Source organism: Streptomyces sp. NPDC023541 (genome assembly GCF_055559995.1).
In genome coordinates, this window is record NZ_JBVHJO010000001.1 from 804,043 (window position 1) to 822,038 (window position 17,996).

12 protein-coding genes and 1 pseudogene are annotated in these 17,996 nt (G+C 68.4%); 9 read left to right on the top strand and 4 right to left on the bottom strand.

The window, feature by feature from the left end; translation table 11 throughout:
• The first annotated feature begins 177 nt into the window (after window positions 1–177).
• The 3 genes and pseudogenes from ACZ3X1_RS03840 to kdpB all read left to right on the top strand — a co-directional run.
• Window positions 178–1,209, top strand: a complete 1,032-nt coding sequence (locus ACZ3X1_RS03840) for a YncE family protein (protein WP_467276183.1) — start codon at window positions 178–180, stop codon at window positions 1,207–1,209.
• Window positions 1,210–1,409: 200 nt separating this feature from the next.
• Complete coding sequence (locus ACZ3X1_RS03845) at window positions 1,410–2,162, top strand: transposase family protein (protein ID WP_467276185.1); 753 nt, start codon at window positions 1,410–1,412, stop codon at window positions 2,160–2,162.
• Window positions 2,163–2,861: 699 nt separating this feature from the next.
• Window positions 2,862–4,696, top strand: a pseudogene (kdpB, locus tag ACZ3X1_RS03850) (potassium-transporting ATPase subunit KdpB); the annotation flags it as partial.
• A gap of 1 nt (window position 4,697) precedes the next feature.
• Here the strand turns inward: kdpB and ACZ3X1_RS03855 are convergent.
• Window positions 4,698–6,680 carry an APC family permease gene (locus ACZ3X1_RS03855; RefSeq protein ID WP_467276188.1) on the bottom strand — a complete coding sequence of 661 codons (1,983 nt, stop codon included), beginning with the start codon at window positions 6,678–6,680 and terminating at the stop codon, window positions 4,698–4,700.
• Window positions 6,681–8,428: 1,748 nt separating this feature from the next.
• Between ACZ3X1_RS03855 and ACZ3X1_RS03860 the strand changes: the two genes are divergently transcribed.
• The 4 genes from ACZ3X1_RS03860 to ACZ3X1_RS03875 all read left to right on the top strand — a co-directional run bounded on the left by ACZ3X1_RS03860 (window position 8,429) and on the right by ACZ3X1_RS03875 (window position 13,488).
• Window positions 8,429–9,766: a hemolysin family protein gene (locus ACZ3X1_RS03860; protein ID WP_467276190.1), complete on the top strand. Its 1,338-nt coding sequence runs from the start codon at window positions 8,429–8,431 to the stop codon at window positions 9,764–9,766.
• Complete coding sequence (locus ACZ3X1_RS03865; RefSeq protein ID WP_467276193.1) at window positions 9,763–10,788, top strand: hemolysin family protein; 1,026 nt, start codon at window positions 9,763–9,765, stop codon at window positions 10,786–10,788. The genes ACZ3X1_RS03860 and ACZ3X1_RS03865 overlap by 4 nt, the downstream gene beginning before the upstream one ends.
• A gap of 426 nt (window positions 10,789–11,214) precedes the next feature.
• Window positions 11,215–12,327, top strand: a complete 1,113-nt coding sequence (locus tag ACZ3X1_RS03870; protein ID WP_467276195.1) for an ImmA/IrrE family metallo-endopeptidase — start codon at window positions 11,215–11,217, stop codon at window positions 12,325–12,327.
• 3 nt (window positions 12,328–12,330) lie between these two features.
• Window positions 12,331–13,488, top strand: a complete 1,158-nt coding sequence (locus ACZ3X1_RS03875) for a hypothetical protein (RefSeq protein WP_467276197.1) — start codon at window positions 12,331–12,333, stop codon at window positions 13,486–13,488.
• Between the two features lie 19 nt (window positions 13,489–13,507).
• On the opposite strand, the gene ACZ3X1_RS03880 is transcribed toward ACZ3X1_RS03875, so the two are convergent.
• Window positions 13,508–14,125, bottom strand: coding sequence for a hypothetical protein (locus ACZ3X1_RS03880; protein ID WP_467276199.1), 618 nt, complete (start codon window positions 14,123–14,125; stop codon window positions 13,508–13,510).
• 1,136 nt (window positions 14,126–15,261) lie between these two features.
• Window positions 15,262–15,774 (bottom strand): universal stress protein, encoded by a 513-nt coding sequence (locus tag ACZ3X1_RS03885; RefSeq protein WP_467276201.1) that lies wholly within the window; start codon window positions 15,772–15,774, stop codon window positions 15,262–15,264.
• 305 nt (window positions 15,775–16,079) lie between these two features.
• Here ACZ3X1_RS03885 and ACZ3X1_RS03890 point away from each other — a divergent pair, with 305 nt between their 5' ends.
• Both ACZ3X1_RS03890 and lysA read left to right on the top strand, forming a co-directional pair.
• The gene (locus ACZ3X1_RS03890; protein WP_467276203.1) at window positions 16,080–16,451 is read left to right on the top strand and encodes an SAV_915 family protein; all 372 of its coding nucleotides are present in this window, start codon (window positions 16,080–16,082) and stop codon (window positions 16,449–16,451) included.
• A 16-nt stretch (window positions 16,452–16,467) separates the two neighbouring features.
• Window positions 16,468–17,802, top strand: a complete 1,335-nt coding sequence (lysA, locus tag ACZ3X1_RS03895; protein WP_467276205.1) for a diaminopimelate decarboxylase — start codon at window positions 16,468–16,470, stop codon at window positions 17,800–17,802.
• Here the strand turns inward: lysA and ACZ3X1_RS03900 are convergent.
• Window positions 17,799–17,972, bottom strand: a complete 174-nt coding sequence (locus ACZ3X1_RS03900) for a hypothetical protein (protein WP_467276208.1) — start codon at window positions 17,970–17,972, stop codon at window positions 17,799–17,801. The genes lysA and ACZ3X1_RS03900 overlap by 4 nt on opposite strands.
• Window positions 17,973–17,996 lie beyond the last annotated feature (24 nt).

A 17,996-nucleotide genomic window follows, 5' to 3' on the forward strand; every position in this document is an offset into this window, starting at 1 on the left:
CCCTGTGCCATCCCCCGTCGCGTGCTGCTCAGGCTGGCACTCTTCCGGGTGACTGACGTACAGATCCGCTGACGGCTGGTCAGTCGCGGCGGTACACCGGGTGGCACGAGAGATCATCACGTCGATCCGGAGGTCCACGTGCATTTTCAGCGATCCGCTGTACGGCGAACCATCGCGGTGGCCATCACGTTAGGGCTGGCACTCCTGGCGCCCGCGCCTGCCACGGCTGGCCCGAAGCCGCCGCCGCAGCAGAAGGAATACGCCTACGTCACCAGCCTCGACGGCCACGTGTACCCGATCGACACGAGTACCAACAAGGTCCAGGTGCTCGGGACCACCGCCGTCGGCGGCGGCCCCGACCAGGTGGCGATCACCCCCGACAACACCCGTGTCTACGTGACCAACGCCTTCAGGTACGTGTCGGCGGTCAACATCGCCAAGCAGAGCGTCACGGACATCCCGTACGACAAGGACGAACTCTCTCCCGACAGCCTCTACGGGGAAGCGATGGCCCCGGACGGCAAGCACGTCTACGTGGCCGTCCAGAACCCCTTCGACGGGGACAAGGTGTCGGTGATCGACACCGCCACCAACCAAGCCTCCGCCACCATCAAGGTCAGCAGGCCCGACCAGGTGGCGATCGATCCTGGCGGCAAGCGCCTCTACGTGGCCGACAGCAAGGGCAGCCTGTCCGTGATCAACACTGCCGACAACCAGCTCATCGCCACCATCCGCCTCAACGAAGCGGCCAACGGCATGGCGATCAGCCCGGACGGCAAGCGCCTCTACGCGACCGGTAACAGCGGCAACGTCTCGGTCATCAACCTTGCGAAGCAGAAGATCGTCCGCACCATCCCCGGTGCCGGCACGGGCGGGCTGGCGATCAGCCCCAACGGCAAGCGGGCCTACGTGGTCGGCGTCGACAACAAGATCATTCAGGGCAAGGTGTCCGTGATCAACCTGAAGACCAACAAGGTCACCAAGACCATCCCGATCGGCGACATCCCGCCGTCCACCGGGTCGGGCAGGTACTTCCGTCCGTCGGAGGTGGGCCTCACCCCCGACGGAAAGAGCGCTTATGTGGTCGGCTCCTACGGCAAGGGGACACCCCAGGGAACCGTGTTCGCGATCAACACCGCAACCAACGCCGTGACCCCCATCACCGTCGGCGCCGGCGACACCATGGGGGTGGCCGTCGGTCGACTGTGACGGCGACAACGGCGCTCGGCCGATCCAGGCGCCACGCGCTTCCTGCCGACGAAATCCGAACATGACGCCTTTGCCTCCAACGGCACCCAATGAGCCTTTTCCAACCTGCTGGGTGGGCTGGGCAGTTGGGCTGACAGTCGGGTGAAGCCCCTGGTAGATGAGTTTTCGACCAAGAGAACCGTCTCCACCAGGGGCTTCATGTGCTTGTCTACCCGTCCGGCATTGACGTGTCCACCTCGATCCTGCGCCTGCTGTCCGAGCAGCTGCGCGCTCGGCGCCACGAGCGCGGGACCCGATGGCGGCGCCTGACCGCTGGACGCCAGGCGCTGCTCGCCCTCGCCCATCTGCGGCGCGGGCACACCTACGCCCAGCTCGCGGCCGGGTTCGGAGTCGGCACCACCACCGCCTACCGGTACGTGGTCGAGGCCGTCGAGCTGCTGGCTGCGCTCGCCCCCACCCTGGCCGAGGCGGTCCGCGCCGCGGCGAGGAAGGCGTACGTCATCCTCGACGGCACCTTGCTGCCGATCGACCGGATCTCCGCCGACCGGCCCTTCTACGGCGGCAAGCACAAGAAGCACGGCATGAACGTCCAAGCCCTCACCGATCCGTTCGGCCGCCTGCTGTGGGCCTCGGCCGCGCTGCCCGGCGCTATCCACGACATCAAGGCCGCCCGCACCCACGGGATCATCGACGCCCTGGCCAAGGCCCACCTGGCCTGCTGGGCTGACAAGGGCTACCAGGGCGCCGGCGGCACCGTACGGGTGCCCTTCCGAGGCAAGCACCGCAACCTCTCCACCGGACAGCAAGCCGTCAACATCGCCCATGCCCGCCTCCGCGCCCTCGGCGAGCAGGCCATGGCCACCCTCAATGCCTGGCGCCTCCTGCGGAAACTCCACTGCAGCACCACCCGCATCGTCCAGGCCCTCCTCGCGCTTCACCTTGCGCCAGCCTGAGGTTGGAAAAGGCTCACTGCAGAACCGGGGCTTGGTCACGGTCTCCCGGAAGGCCGGGCAGTGGAGCGTCGCCCTGACGAGTGCAGGCCAGCAACACCTGGTGCACGGCACGTACCCTCCCTGCGCGTCACGCACGCGGAAGCCCCAGGCCGCCGCTCTACGACCCCAGGCCACCTGAGCGCAGGAAACCCCGGCCGTCGGACGGAAGCCAAGCCCTCCATCACAGCCTCTCGTGACATTCACGGAGCAGTTGCTGCAAAAGCTCGCGAAGGCAGGCGGCAGGATCGTCAATAGCGGCAGCGGCCCGGACTCGGAGAAGTGGCCGTCCCGCGTCGCCGCGGCGCGTCCGGAAAGGTCCCGGAGACGAAGGAACTGTACGGGGGTTGGTGCCATGGCGGGTACGAGATCAAGCTCGTCGACATCCCCGCCTGGCGCCTCGCCTCCTCGAACCCGTCCCCGTTCCCTCCCGGCTCACGCGGCCGCACACCGTGGTCCGGGCCATGCACGAACAACAGCCACTGGGCCTCACGGGCCCGTCCAAGGACGTGCCCTCCGGCTCGTCCAGGCACTGATCACCGCAGCCGTGCCCGCCTGGTGAACCGTCCCACCCGGGGCGGTAGGCCCCGGGCGTGCCCGCGCCCGCTTGGGCACATCGGACGACTGCAGTACCGATCCTCGGATCCGCAGCACCGCCGAACCGAGGGCCGGGGCCGCGCGCAGGCGGCCTCGCTGCGCAAGGCTCGCACCGATACCGTCGCCCTGCGGATCAAGCACTGGACGTACGGCACCAACCCGCGTCGAGCTGAGACGGAGGCGGTCTCCTCGGCCGAGCTCCAGCCGATGGACTTCGTCGTGGTCGAGGCCGGGGAGCTGATCCCGGCCGACGGTGAGGTCGTGGGGACGGCGCGGCAATGGTCGACGAGTCGGCCGTCACCGGCGAATCCGCTCCTGTGCTGCGCGAGTCGGGCGGCGACAAGTCCGGCGTCACGGGCGGCACCACGGTCCTGTCCGACTCGATCGTCGTCCGGGTCTCCTCCCGCCCCGGCAACAGCTCCCTTGACCGCATGATCGCTCTGGTCGAGGGCGCGTCCCGGCAGAAGACCCCGAACGAGGTCGCCCTCAACATCCTGCTCGCCGCCCTCACCATCGTCTTCATCTTGGTGGTCATCAGCCTCCAGCCGATGGCCAGTTACGCGAAGGCCGCCCAGTCCACCACCGTCCTTGTCGCCCTGCTCGTCACCCTCGTCCCGACGACCATCGGGGCACTGCTCTCCGCGATCGGCATCGCCGGCATGGACCGTCTCGTCCAGCGCAACGTCCTGGCCATGTCAGGGCGGGCCGTCGAGGCCGCCGGCGACGTCAACACCCTGCTCCTGGACAAGACCGGCACCATCACCCTCGTCAACCGCGAAGCCGCCGAGTTCATCCGGCTGCCCGGCCAGGACCTGGGCAGGCTCGCGGACGCCGCCCGACTCTCCTCCCTCGCCGACGAAACCCCCGAGGGCCGCTCCGTCGTCGCCCTCCCCCGGACCTACGGGCTCCAAGACCCTGCCGAAGGTGAGCTGAGCAACCCGCGCTTCGTGGAGTTCAGCGCGAAGACCCGCATGAGCGGGGTCAACCTGAGCTGGCCGAACGGCGCCGGTGTCGCCATCCGCAAGGGCGCCGCCGCCCAGGTCTCCGACTGGGTGGTCATGCGCGTCGGGACCGTGCCGACGGAGGCGGCCGCATGGTCGGCGGCCGTCTCCGCCTCCGGCGGCACTCCCCTGCTGGTGGCCGTCCACGACTGGGACGGCCCGCGAGTCCTCGGCATCGTCCACCTCAAGGACGTCGTCAAGGACGGCATCCGCGAACGCTTCGCCGAACTGCGCCGCATGGGAATCCGTACAGTCATGGTCACCGGCGACAACCCGCTCACCGCCAAGGCCATCGCCGCCGAGGCCGGCGTGGACGAGTACCTGGCCGAGGCCACCCCCGACAAACTCGCCCTCATCAAGCGGGAGCAGGCCGGCGGCAAACTAGGTCGCGATGACGGGTGACGGCACCAACGACGCCCCCGCCCTCGCGCAGGCCGACGTGGGCGTGGCCATGAACACCGGCACCTCGGCCGCCAAGGAGGCCGGGAACATGATCGACCTAGACTCCAACCCCAAAAAGCTCATCGAGATCGTCGAGATCGGCAAGCAGCTTCTCATCACCCGGGCGCGCTCACCACCTTTTCCATCACCAATGACGTCGCGAAGTACTTCGCGATCATCCCCGCTATGTTCACGGCCGCCTACCCCGGCCTGGAAGCGCTGAACATCATGGGCCTGCACAGCCCCCAGTCCGCGATCACCTCGGCCATCATCTTCAATGCCCTGATCATCGTCGCTCTGATCCCGCTGGCCCTGCGCGGCGTCCGCTACAAGCCCGCCTCTGCCCACGACCTGCTCCGTCGCAACCTCGCCGTCTACGGCCTCGGCGGTCTGGTCCTGCCCTTCGTCGGCATCAAACTCATCGACCTGGTGGTCTCGGCCGTACCCGGCATCGGATAGCTCAGCCGCCGACGTGGATGCCGGGGCGGAGGTCGGGGTCGGGTTCGTGGCTGCGGATGATCTCGCGGGTGACGGGGGCGGTGTCGCCGCGGCCGAGGAGGAAGTAGCGGAACATGTGGAGCAGGGGGCTGCCTTCGGCCCAGGCGAAGTAGCAGTGCGGCTTGACCCCGGTGGAGTCGCGCAGGGCGAGGAGGACCGCCGCGATGGCGTTCGGGGCGGCCGGGGCCTCGGCGCGCAGGATGCGGTGGGGGCCGACTTGGACGCCCTGGACGGTGAGGGTGTCGCTGAAGTCGGAGGGGTCGACCACGTCGATTTCCAGGAAGATGACGTCGGCGCGGCCGGGGACCGGATTGGTGCCGCGCTGTTCGTGTTCCTTGTCCGCGTACTCGGCTTCGTCGCCGGCCTGGCGGCGGTTGGCGATGATGTTGATGGCGTTGTCGTGGGCGAGGGTGTCGTCGATGAACCGGCGGGCGGCCTCGTCGAAGACGATGCGGTCGGCGCGCAGTTCGGTGGTGCGCGAGACGCGTGAGATCAGTGAGACGGTGATGATGCCGAGAATGAACATGCCGGAAATGGCGATGCCGTCGGGCTTGTCGATGATGTTCGCGATCAGGGCGTAGAGCAGGATCGCGGTGAGGAAGACGAAGCCGACGGCCGCGGCGCGCTGACGGCGACGGGCGACGGAAACGGTTACGGCGAAGGCGCCGGAGACCATCATGGCCAGGATCCCGGTGGCGTAGGCGCCGGCCTGCTTGTCGACGTCGGCGTCGAAAGCGATGGTGATCACGATGCACACCGCGGTGTAGACGATCACGACCGGGCGGACCGCCCGCCCCCATTCGGGGGCCATGCCGTAGCCGGGCAGGTAGCGAGGCACGATGTTGACCAGCCCGGCCATCGCGGAGGCGCCGGCGAACCACAGGATGAGGATGGTGCTGATGTCGTAGACCGTGCCGAACGCCTCACCGACGTGCTCATGGGCCAGCCAGGCCAGAGCGCGGCCGTTGGCCGCGCCGCCGGGCTCGAACTGCTCGTGGGGGATGAGGACGGTGGTGACGAAGCTCGCTGCCAGCAGGTAGACGCTCATGATGAGCGCTGCGGCGGTGAGCAGTCGGCGGGTGTTGCGGATGCGGGAGCGCAGGCGCTCTTCGGCGTCCGCGCCCTCCGCGGCGACCAGCGGCATCATGCTCACCCCGGTCTCGAACCCGGACAGGCCCAGCACCAGCAGCGGGAACGCGAGCAAGGCCGGCCCGAGGAGGTCGCCGAACCCCCCGCCACCCTCTGCGAGGGCATCGGTCCACGCCGATACGGCTTCCGGGGTGCTGAACACGTCGCTCAGGGCGACGGCGATGACAACGGCGTTCAGCCCGAGGAACACGGCCACCAGCGGGATGGCCACCTTGACGGCTTCACTGAATCCGAGGAGGAAAACCCCGCCGAGGACCAGCAGCAGGGCCACGGTGAGGGTGACCTCGTGACCGTGCAGGACCTCGGGGAAGAAGGGGTTCTCCACCACGTGGACGGAGGCGTCCGCGGTGGACAGGGTGATGGTGATAATCCACGAGGTGGCGACGAAGCCGAGCAAGACCAGCACGAACAGCTTGCCCCACCAGAACGGCAGCAGGTCCTCCAGCATCGCCACCGACCCGGCCCCGTGCGGACTCTCCTTCGCCACGCGCCGGTACATCGGCAGCATGCCCAGCAGGGTCAACGCCACGATCAGCAGGGTCGCCAGGGGTGAAACGGCACCGGCGGCCAGCGCGGCGATCGCTGGCACGTACGCGAGGCTGGAGAAGTAATCGACGCCGGTCAGGCACATCACCTTCCACCACGCGTGCGGCTCGGCATGCCCCTCACCCGCGGCAGGCCCGACCGGCTGCACCTGGTGGTGCAACAGCCACCGCGCGAAAGGGCCGCTCGGCTCCGCCCGGAGCGCCGGACTCTCCACGACCTCGGGCACGAGCGGTTCGTCCGCGTCCCTCATGTTCCCCCGTCCGCCTTTCCTGAATCGATACCGAGGTTCACCGGTCGGATCCGGCAACACCGCACGATCGCTGAGTATGCGTCCTGAGCCGAGCCGGCCGGTCCAGGACGACCCGCCCTGCCGTTCCTCCTCGCCGCATCCGCGGCCGACAAACCGGACGGCGGGCAGGCGAATCGTCGACGCGTCGGGAGCGAGGCGGATCAGGAACGGCCTGGGCGGGTCACCGGCAAGCCCGCTCTCAAAGCCGACTCCGCCGCCGGGCGGACCGGACCACGGAGCCGGACAAGCCGCCCCATCGAGCTCGCTCCAATCCTTCAGGGCCGGTAGACCAACTGAATGCCGATGGCGAAGATCATTGCCCAGGTTCCGATCCCGATGAGCCACATTGACTCCCAGACCGCTCCGGCCGTGATCAGAACGGCAGCGGCCACTGCCAGAGTGCGCATATTCAGGCGCGGACCGCGATCGGGGTCCCTGGACGAGGTCATGCTTACCCCTGCAGACTCGAACGTGCTCGGGCGAGGGTCCGGCCGGGCCCTGCCTCATCCTCACGCGCTGACGCGGACGGATACCGCCCGAATCGCCTGGCCCCGGCCAACGGCCCGCGGCTTCGGCCAGCCCCTGAAGCCACGGCGGTCCATTGCGGCGCAGGGCCAGACAGACGAGGGTGCACATGATGATGATCACGCTCAGGACGACCGGATGGCGATAGTGCCAGGTGAGCTCGGACATGTGGTCCCAGTCCATCCGTACACGCCGACAATCATGGCGGGCGGCGATGAGGGCGGCCCATGCTCTGATGCGGCGCCTGTCGGCGTCGTGCTGGACGCCAAGCTGAGCGATGCTCACGCCGAGCATTCCCGTGCAGGCTCGTCGAACCCAGTGATCATGTCGTTGCGCGTCGGTGGTGATCGGCGATGTCACACAGGCAAGCGGTGACGTTCTACGGAATCTCCGCCACGCTTCCGGAGCGCAGACGCTGCAGCAAGCCGGTCAACGGCCCGACGACGTGCCTCCACAGGTCGATGGTCGATCACGTGGTCGGGCAACGGCGTGCAGGATGGCGGCGGGCCCGAGGCCCGACTGGTTCGGGTCGCACTCCGCCCCTCGGCGCACCCCGTCCATCGGCGCCTACGTAGGACTGGCGGTGTCGGCCGTCATTGGCCACCTACGCGTTCTCCGCGAGCAAGGACGGACGGCGCCGCCAGGTCCGACCTGGTCCTGGCCGCCAAGGCGCACTCCTCCCGCGAGATTCGAGACCACCCCCGCAAACGCGGCGTTCGCGCCGTGATCCCGGAAGGGGCCGACCAGCAGAGGGAGGCATGCATGCGGGCGCTTCGGCGTCCGGTCCGGGCGCCACGGCTGGATCCGCGCCCACCGCGCATCAGCCAGCGGCACGACCGACTGGTCCGAACGAAAACTCCCCCAGAGGCAAGGCCTCCCTTCCTCCTGCTCAACGGCAGCCGTCTGATATTGCGGGGGCCCTCCTAAGAGGACGCCCAGGCGACCGCGAAGCGCTGTCACGTGAACGGCGCGGTCGACCGCCGCCGCACCCCGCAGCCGATCCCGCAAGGAATTTACTTGCCCTTTACCATCAGCTTCCGGATACTGTCCGTTACCAAAAGCAGTCCGGACCGCAAGGTCCGCCGAGAGTGAATGGAGCAGCAGCCCGCAATGGGTGAACCTCCCAGTCCATGCCGTGCTACGCCTTGCCCGCATATCTTTCAGCCGGGAGCGGGGGTGGCACGGTGATCGAAGTCCTGCTGCTGCTTCTCGCTCTGGCGCTGACGCTGGCGTGTGCGGTGTTCGTCGCCGCCGAGTTCTCGCTCACCACCGTCGAGCGCAGTGAGCTCGAGCGTGCCACTGCCGCCGGTGAGCGTGGCGCCGAAGGCGCCCTGAAGGCCGCCAAGCGGCTCACCTTCCAGCTGTCCGGTGCCCAGCTCGGCATCACGGTGACCTCGCTGGTGATCGGCATGCTCGCCGAGCCGTCCGTCTCTGCGCTCCTGCGCGGCCCGCTGGAGGCCGCCGGCCTGCCCGCCGGTGCGGTGTCGACCACCGCGACCCTGCTGGGCGTCGCCATCTCCACGGTCGTACTGATGGTCGTGGGTGAGCTCGTACCGAAGAACTGGGCGATCTCCCGACCGCTGGCCGTCGCAAAGGTGGTCGCCGGCCCCCAGCGTGCCTTCACGGCTACCTTCGGGCCGTTGATCCGGCACCTGAACAGCACGGCGAACCGTCTCGTGCGCCGCTTCGGCCTGGAGCCCGCCGAGGAGCTGGCCTCAGCCCGCACCCCCGAGGAGCTGGTGGCCCTGGCCCGCCACTCCGCCCGCGAAGGCGCGATCGAGGCCGACTCGGCCGAGCTGTTCGTGCGAACCCTGCACCTGGCGGAGCTGACCGCGGAGAACGTCATGACGCCAAGGGTCGATGTCCAGGCCCTGGAGCTCCACGCCACCGCCGCCGATGCCGCGAACCTGACCCTGGCGACCGGCCTGTCCCGCTTCCCCGTCTACCGGGACACCCTGGACGAGGTCGTCGGAACCATCCACATCCGCGACGTCCTGGACCTCGACGAGGACAAGCGCCTGCTGGTCTCGGTGGCGGACCTGATGACCTCCGCACTGCTGGTGCCGCACTCGCTTCCCGTCGACACCCTGCTGGGCCGGCTGCGCAAGGCCCGCACCATGGCCGTGGTCATCGACGAGTACGGCGGCACCGCGGGCGTGGCCACCGTCGAGGACATCGTCGAAGAGGTCGTCGGCGAGGTCCGCGACGAGCACGACCCGATAGAGGTCCCCGACCTCATCGAAGGACCCGACTCCAACGGCCGCAAGGTGTGGGAAGCGGACGGAAGCGTCCGCCTCGATCAGCTGGAAGAGATCGGATTCGACGCGCCCGAGGGCCCATACGAGACGCTCGCCGGCCTCGTCGCCACCCGCCTGGAACGCATCCCTGTGGAAGGGGACACCGTCCTGGTGGACGGCTGGGAGCTGGTCGTGCTCGACATAGAGCACCACCGCGCCGACCGCGTCCTGATCACCGCACCGGCCACCGACGAAGACACCGTCTCCGGGGAGGAGGCCCGATGACCGCCATCCAGTTGCTGATCGGGGCCTTCACCCTGATCACCAACGCCTTCTTCGTCGCCGCGGAGTTCGCGCTGATCTCCGTACGCCGCAGCCAGATCGAGCCCGCCGCCGACAGGGGCGACCGGCGAGCGAAGACCACCCTGTGGGCCCTGGAACACCTCTCGGCGATGATGGCGACCGCCCAGCTGGGCATCACTGTCTCCTCCCTGGTGCTGGGCGCCGTCGCCGAGCCGGCCATCGCGCACCTCCTCGAACCTCCCTTCCACGCGGTGGGCGTTCCCGCGGCGCTGATCCACCCGATCGCGTTCGTCATCGCCCTCACACTTGCCACCTACCTGCACATGCTGGTCGGCGAGATGGTGCCGAAGAACATCGCACTCGCCGCCCCCGCCCCGACCGCGCTGCTGCTCGGACCGCCGCTGGTCGCCCTCACCCGGGCACTGCGCCCGTTCGTGTTCGGCATCAACGCTTTCGCCAACACCCTGCTGCGCCTGCTGAAGGTCGAGCCGAAGGACGAGGTCGGCTCCGTCTTCACCGACGACGAACTCGCCCGGCTCGTGAAGGACTCCAGCGCCGCCGGCTTCCTCGCGCCCGAGGGCAGTGAACGGCTCAAGGATGCGCTCCAGCTGGGTACGCGCCCCGTGGGTGAGGTGATGGTTCCCCTCGGCCAGATGGCGACCGTCGGACACGACATCACCCCCCGGAGCCTGGAGCGCGTAGCCGCGGACCGCGGCTTCTCCCGCCTTCCCGTCACCGGACCCGGCCAGGAGATCCTCGGCTACCTCCACATCAAGGACGCCCTGGCCGCCCCGGACCGCACGACGCCGTTCCCGCGCGCCGCGATGCGCCCCGTCATCAAGGTCACCCGCGACACCCCGCTGGATGACACCATGACCGCCATGCGCGCAGCCGGCACCCACCTCGCCGCCGTCACCCACGCCGACTCCACCGTCATCGGCTTCGTCACCATGGAAGACCTCCTCGAGGAACTCGTGGGCACCGACCACGACGCCCAGGACTGACCCAGCCCCACAGAGATGGCCGGCACCCGATCGGGGTGCCGGCCATCGGCGTATCCGGCTACGCCCGTGCGGCGGCTGTCGGCGCGACCTTCCCAGCCCACAGCTGACCACTGTGATCTAGACCGTTGGCCTGATCGCAAGCGGTGACCAGCAGGTGCTGGTCACCGCTTGCGCGTTCAGCCCCGCGAACACCAGGCAGCGCTCGCCCTGCGCAAGGTGGCACCGGCCCTGGAGTGCGGTCAGCTCTCAGCGGACGACACCACACTCGCGGCGCCCAAAGGCACATTGGAGCAGTGGAGTTGGACTGTCAGTCGGGTCTGGTATGCATGGAGCTATGACGAGCCTCAGATCATGTGCGGAATATTCTGAGGCATAAAACCGTGTACCCTCTGGGGAGTTGAACTCGCCAGGGCTGGAGGTGGGCACGTGCGCGACCAGCAGAGCTTGGTTGCGGATCCCGGGATGCTCACATTGGCCCGTGATTCACGCGGCTGGACACAGTCCGAACTCGCCGACGAGATGACACGTCTTGATGGCGGCCGCATCACCCAGGGGTACGTCAGCCGAGCTGAAGCCGGCCGCATCCCCGTCAGGGACGGGCGCGTGCAGTTGTTCGCCGACGCCCTTCGCTACACCGCCGACACCCTGTGCCGCGCCACGGATACGGCCGGGACAAGCGTCGGACTGGTACACCACCGCAAGCGGGCCTCCCTGGGGGCACCCGCCCTGCGTCGGATCCATGCGACGTTGACGCTCACCCGGCTCCAGGTCGACAGCTTGGCCCGGGCAGCGGACCTCCATCGCAACGACCGGTTTCGGCGCGTCGAAGTCAACGACTTCGACACTCCCGCGGATGCGGCGGAGACGATGCGTGAGGAGTGGAACGTCCCCGCAGGCCCCATCGAGGACATGGTCGCCCTGCTCGAAGATGCCGGCGCTCTTGTCGTAGTCCGGGATCTCTGCACCACCGAGCTCGACGCCGTGAGCCAATGGCCCCCCGGCGGGCATCCGCTGATCATCCTCAACTCACATGCTCCCGGAGATCGTGCACGCTTCAGCCTGGCCCATGAGCTGGGTCACCTGGTGATGCACGGCGAGCCGGGTGAGGGACGCGTGCAGGAAGACCAGGCCAACCGGTTCGCCGCCGAGTTCCTCATGCCCCACGACGCAGTCTTGCCCGAGCTGAAGCCAGGCATTGACGTGTCCCGCCTGCTGGATCTCAAGGCACGGTGGGGGGTGTCGATGGCAGCCCTCATCAGGCGAGCCATGGACCTGGGAGTCATCAGCGAATGGCAATACCGCACGCTCATCCTCGAGTTGTCCGCCCTCGGCTACCGCACCAACGAGCCGACCACCATCCGGCGCGAAACCCCGCGCCGTCTCGCTCAAGCCGTCACCCGGCTTGAGGAGCAGCTCCACCTCAGTCCGACCGAGACCGCCCACCTGGCGGGCCTGGGTCGCGAGGAGTTCCACGAGATCTACTTGTGCGCTTCTTCTCCGTCCGGACACAAGGACGTGCCGGACTCTTCTGCGAGGTGATTCATGAGCAACACCCCCTCCCCGAGGCGGCAACCGCCCGCCCTGAAGACGCTCGACCACACCGTTGCCGCCGTGCCTCTTCTCCAAGGGCGGGTGCTGCTCCACGAAAACGCCGTCAATCTTCCGCGGCCGCGGCCCGCGCTCGATGACGACTTCAGCGGCGTCGTGATGACCGGAGCCAAAGCCGACGAGCGGGCCTTCCACCTTCGCAGCACGGCCGGCTACGAAGGTACTCTGCTGATCGACAGCGCCCCCTACACCACCTACGTCGCGACCGCGGACGAGCCGTTCAAGGTGCCCACCGACGAGCTGTTCGCCTCAGTGGACACCGTCCTGGCCTTCCAGAAGGCACGCGGAGCGAGCGCAGCACTTACCCCGACCGGCTACATTCCGCCCGCGGACTCCAAGACGCTCAAGGCAGTGATACGCGAGGCCAACAAGATCGAACGCGCCGACACCGTCGTGACACTCCCCATCGACGTCACCTGGCTGAACCGCGAGAACATCGGTCAACTCATCGCGGTCTGCACGAAGATCCGCCACCCGAAGGCACTCGTCCTCTTCCGCCAGTTCGATCCGATGGAGCAGACGAAGGACATCCCCGCCAATCTGCGCCGCCTGCTGGCCGAGGTCGAGCACATGGCGCTCCTGCGGACCGACCTCGCTGCGCTTGACGCGATCGCGCATGGCGCCTTCTGCGCCGGCATCGGCGTGCAAAGTTCACTCCGCCACGCGATCCCGCCCGGAGAGAAAGCCCAGGTCGGCAAGGCCGGCCCCACCTACCCGAACGTGCTGATGCCGGAGCTCATGTGCTTCAAGGGCGCCGAGTCCCTCGCCAGGCTGTACGGCAACGTGGATCCCGCAACCTGCTCCTGCGAGGAGTGCGACGGACGCGGTCTCGATCGCTTCTTCCTGCCTGACGGCGAAACCCGGCGCGAGGCCGACAATCACACCGTCCTCACGTGGAGCGACTGGGTCGCCGAAATGGCCGGCTACCAGCCAGGCACTCCGCGCAAGTCGTGGTGGCGCGACAAATGTGCGGCCGCGATCGACCGCTACGCGCTGGAGAACCAGCGTATCGGCCTGGGCGCCAGCCCCAGGTCCGGATTCCAGGCGCCCTCGCCGCTCAAAGCATGGGCGACACTCCCCGTCGGCCCGTAGCAAGCCGCGGACTGGGCGCTCAGGGGAGCTGGCGGTGGACGTCTTCCAGGAACTTCCAGCCAGCGACGGTATGCCGTCTACGCACGAAGGGACGCGGCAGCACCACCACTTCCACCGAGTCCCCCTGAAGCGTGAGCAGGCCGATGCCGAAGAAGTCCGCGCGCAGCACAGCATCAACCTTGCGCCGCAAGGGACCCTCCACCACCACCGTGCGAGAACAGAACGGAGTAAATCGCTCCGCCTTCTCCATCGCAGCCTCCCAACTTCGACCGGGCACGAACGCCATGTCGATATGGACAGGCTGCGCCGCTCGACGGGTGACCGACCCGTCCCTGCGGACCGCCGCGCCCCTCGGCAGGGACTTCACCACCCGCCGCTCCCTCTCACTCAAGGAGCCGACCGGAACCGGCTCCCCCAAGGGAAGCGACATGAGGAGATCCAGCACGTCAGGTCGCGTCAGCGGCGGCATCCCTTCAGCTGCCCGCCGCTCCCGCTCACACGCGTCATACCGATAGGCCACAACAGCTTCGGTCCCGAAGGCCTCGACGAGCGCGAGCTTCGCCTCGCGGGGCACGAGGTCGCAGGGAGCCAGCGCACCTGCGACGACATCCATCTGCTCTCGCGCCGCGACCGACATGAACCAACCCGCTCTCGTTTCGAACTGACACCCTCGTCTGCGGTGCGTCTGCACACCCCTGCTTACCCTCAGGCATCCATCACCGGAAGCACGAGCGGCTCACGTTCACACGATCCACTCGCCAGTCCCCTCCTGGCCGCAGCCAGCGGGACCGACACGCCTAACCAGCCTTCCCCTGCCCGAGACACGGGAACGCCTCAGGACGGATGCCTAGGCTGGTACGGGCACTCGTACGCCCGGCGGCCACCTCCTCGGATGATCGCGAAACGGCCAGCAGCCGTCACAGGCCGACCAGCAAGCGTCCACGGCGGCCACCAACGAACGACTGCGAGCCTAGCCACCACAAGCGGCCATGCCTACATCTGTCCGAATCTTCATCGCTACCGGAGCCCAGCATCTCGAAGCGCAAGAACGAGCATGGCGCCGTGCCGCGGGCCTGGCCTAGTACGTCGACGCTCTCCGCCTCCACGCACAAGACCTTGGCGCCCGGACCGAAGAAGGACGGAGCCGAGACATGGATCGCTTGGGCCACCGATCACATGGAGCGCCTGAACCCGCTCAACGGGACGCCCCGCCTGCCCGGACCTCGCGCCAGCGACCCGTAGCCGTTCCTGCACGGATGGAAGCCCTACCGCCCCGGCTGCTAATCAGCGAACCCCCGCAAATTGTCACGGAGCGTGTTCGGGGCAAGGAGTTAGATCGCGGGTCTGACACCGACCGGCTCAGCCGCCCTCTACCGGGAAGGACCCCTCCCGCAGCAAGGTCACGCTCTGCTGGGAGGGGACCCACCCATTGACTGACGACTTGTCAAGCTTCGCTGACGGCGTGCGTCAGACGTGCGTCACGAGCGTCAAACGTGCGTCAAGATATCGCCCACAACGCGCACAGCGCCCATAACGCACACTGCCCGAACCTGCAGGTCAGAGGCCCTTTCCAACGGGCTCAAGGATCGCGACACACTCCACATGATGGGTCATCGCAAAACACGTGGAACAAAAACATGTGAAAGGAAACCGCAGGTCAGAGTGCCACATGACGCAAATCGGGCACACGACTGCTGTGCCTTACGTGCGGAGGGAGCGCTATGTGCGGTCTCCGACGCACCGCCGGACCTTCCCCGCCTCGGCATGTGAAGGTCATCGGTCGAGTTCTCGCAGGTCAAGGGGCATCCGCCAGAGGTTTCGGCGGTGTGCCAGGTCGTGCTCGGCCTGGAGAGGGGAAGGCGGAACGGTCAGGACGGGGCAGAGGGCGTGCGCGAGGCAGTACCGGGCCACGGACGGCCTGATCAGACGGCTCAGCGCCGTACGTGATCCAGTGCCTACTACGAGGAGGTCATCGGGGTCGTTGGTCGTGTCCACCAGGGCCAGCCCCGGGGTCGCCCGGACCGTCCGGCCCGCGAGCCTGGCAGGCGGTTTCCCGGCGCCGAACGCGATGTCGAGAATCTCGCGGAGTCTTTCCCCTGCGGCGGCACTGCAGTGGGCCAGGGCGGAGACGTTGCAGGAATTGCGGCTGCCGAGTTCACCGCCCGGGGCCTGCCAGGCCAGTACGGCCCACAGTTCCGCGTCACGCACCCGTGCTTCGGCCGCGGCCCGGTGCAGGGCCGCGAGACTGCCCAGAGTGCCGCTGACACCGACTACGACCTTCGGCACGGTTTCCCTCCCTCTGCGCTGTTTCACATCTCCAGACAAGAGCAGGGATGAGGGCTGAGGCAGACTTTCTGACGGGCCCCTGACGCGGGCGACCATGGCCCTGATGGGTCCCTGACGCGCCCTCGGTCCCGCCCGTGGCCGGCGGCCGTTAGCGATCCGTATGAACCCGATCGGTTGCCGTCAAGGTCTCGTCAGAGACCGGCCACGGAGGTGCGGAAGCGGGGATAGCTTCGGAGGCGTGCCCCGAATCGCCTCCCCGTGAGCGGGGCGCCACCTGCCGTTTCGTGGTTCCCCAGGAGGGCCCCATGTGCTTGTTCCAGTACGACGACGATCCCGAGCCCGAGGAACCGGGCCCGGCCGGACCCCTGTACGTCCCGGTCCGGCCGGGAACGGCGGAGGTGGTGGTACGTCACTTCCGCACCCCGCTGGGCGCACGCACCGCGGTGGGTTTCACCGATCCGGACCGGCTGGCCGCCGTGTTCGGCGCGGAGCAGCCGTGGATCCGGCTCTCCGAGGCCGCGCTCCGGTCGATGGCCCAGCCGCTCGGGGTCTGCCTGCTGACCATCGACCCCACCTTCACCGCGCCCGCAGTCACCGGGGCCACAGCCGCCGACCACGCGCCGGAAACCGCTCCGGCCCCGGCCGCCCGCGGCGCTGCTCCGGCCCGTACCGCCTGAGGGAGAGGACCAATCGATGACCACAGCAATCGCCTCCGAGGTGGGGTCGCGTACGGAGGACCTGTCTGTCTGGCCAGCCTCCACGGCCTGGCTCGCGGAGGGTGACCTCGCGGTCGGCGGGGTGCCCCTCCGGGACATCGCCGAGCGGTTCGAGACCCCCGCGTATGTCCTGGACGAGGGTGAGGTGCGCGAGCGCTGTCGCACCTACTGCGACGCCTTCCCCGACGCCGAAGTCCTGTACGCGGCCAAGGCGTTTCTGTCCCGCGCGATGGTGCGCTGGGTACAGGAGGAGGGGCTGGGGCTGGATGTGTGCTCGGCCGGGGAGCTGGAGCTGGCCGTAACGGCCGGCTTCCCGCCCGAGCGGATCGTCCTGCACGGCAACGCGAAGTCGCCCCGGGACCTAGAGACCGCGCTACGGCTCGGTGTGGGACGGATCGTGATCGACAGTCCGTCCGAGATCGCCCGCATCGCAGCCGCGGTCGGCCGGGGTGCTCGCCAGAAGGTCATGGTGCGGGTGGTGCCGGGCGTGTCGGCCGGGGGGCACGACAAGATCCGTACGGGTACGGACGACCAGAAGTTCGGTCTGTCCCTCACCGACGGGGGCGCGCAGCACGCGATCAGCAGGATTCTGGGCCAGCCCGAGCTCGAACTGACCGGCCTGCACTGCCACATCGGTTCCCAGATCACCGAGGTGAAGCCCTACCTGGTGGCCTTGCGCCGCATGGTCGGACTGATGGCTCGCGTCCGTGACGCGCACGGCGTCGTACTGCCCGAGCTGGACATGGGCGGCGGCCACGGCATCGCCTACCGGTCGGGCGATCCTGCCCTTGACCTCACGACGTTGGCCCGTCGGCTGCGCGCCGAGCTCATAGAGGGCTGCGCCGCCGCCCGGCTGACCGTCCCCCTGCTCCTCGTTGAGCCCGGACGCGCCGTGGTCGGGCCGGCCGGCGTAGCGCTGTACCGGGTCCTTGCTGTCAAGCACCACGGCGAGAAGGTGTTCGTCGCCGTCGACGGCGGGATGAGCGACAACCCCCGCCCCGCCCTCTACGGGGCGCGGTACGCGCCCCGTCTCGTAGGGCGACACTCCACTGCCGCGCCCTGCCGGACGACGATCGTCGGCCGGCATTGCGAGGCGGGCGACATCCTGGCCTCCGACGTGGAAGTGCCGGGCGACATTCACCCCGGTGACCTGGTCGCCGTTCCCGTGGCGGGTGCCTACCAGCAGTCCATGGCGTCCGGGTACAACATGGTCGGGCGGCCCCCGGTCATCGCGGTCCACAAGGGATCGGCCCGGGTACTGGTCCGGCGGGAGACGCTGGAGGACTTCCGGAGCCGGGACATCGGCAGCTAGGGCCGGTAGACGAGTTCGATCAGCATGGCGGTGATGACCGCCCAGACGCCGATGCCGAGCAGCCACAGAGCTTCGAGGACGGCGCCGGCGGCGATCACGGTCACGCCAGCCGCGCCGACGGCAAGGATCGCCCGGCGAATGCCACGGTCAGGAAGCCAGTCGATGCTCATCCTGTGAGAATCGCGCCGGACCCT

What these genes read in the sequence shown, in the direction of transcription:
- ACZ3X1_RS03890 (WP_467276203.1), top strand. Translation starts at nt 16,080, where the DNA reads ATGTGCTTGTTCCAGTACGACGACGATCCCGAGCCCGAGGAACCGGGC.
- ACZ3X1_RS03880 (WP_467276199.1), bottom strand. Translation starts at nt 14,125, where the DNA reads ATGTCGGTCGCGGCGCGAGAGCAGATGGATGTCGTCGCAGGTGCGCTG.
- ACZ3X1_RS03855 (WP_467276188.1), bottom strand. Translation starts at nt 6,680, where the DNA reads ATGAGGGACGCGGACGAACCGCTCGTGCCCGAGGTCGTGGAGAGTCCG.
- ACZ3X1_RS03865 (WP_467276193.1), top strand. Translation starts at nt 9,763, where the DNA reads ATGACCGCCATCCAGTTGCTGATCGGGGCCTTCACCCTGATCACCAAC.
- ACZ3X1_RS03875 (WP_467276197.1), top strand. Translation starts at nt 12,331, where the DNA reads ATGAGCAACACCCCCTCCCCGAGGCGGCAACCGCCCGCCCTGAAGACG.
- ACZ3X1_RS03900 (WP_467276208.1), bottom strand. Translation starts at nt 17,972, where the DNA reads ATGAGCATCGACTGGCTTCCTGACCGTGGCATTCGCCGGGCGATCCTT.
- lysA (WP_467276205.1), top strand. Translation starts at nt 16,468, where the DNA reads ATGACCACAGCAATCGCCTCCGAGGTGGGGTCGCGTACGGAGGACCTG.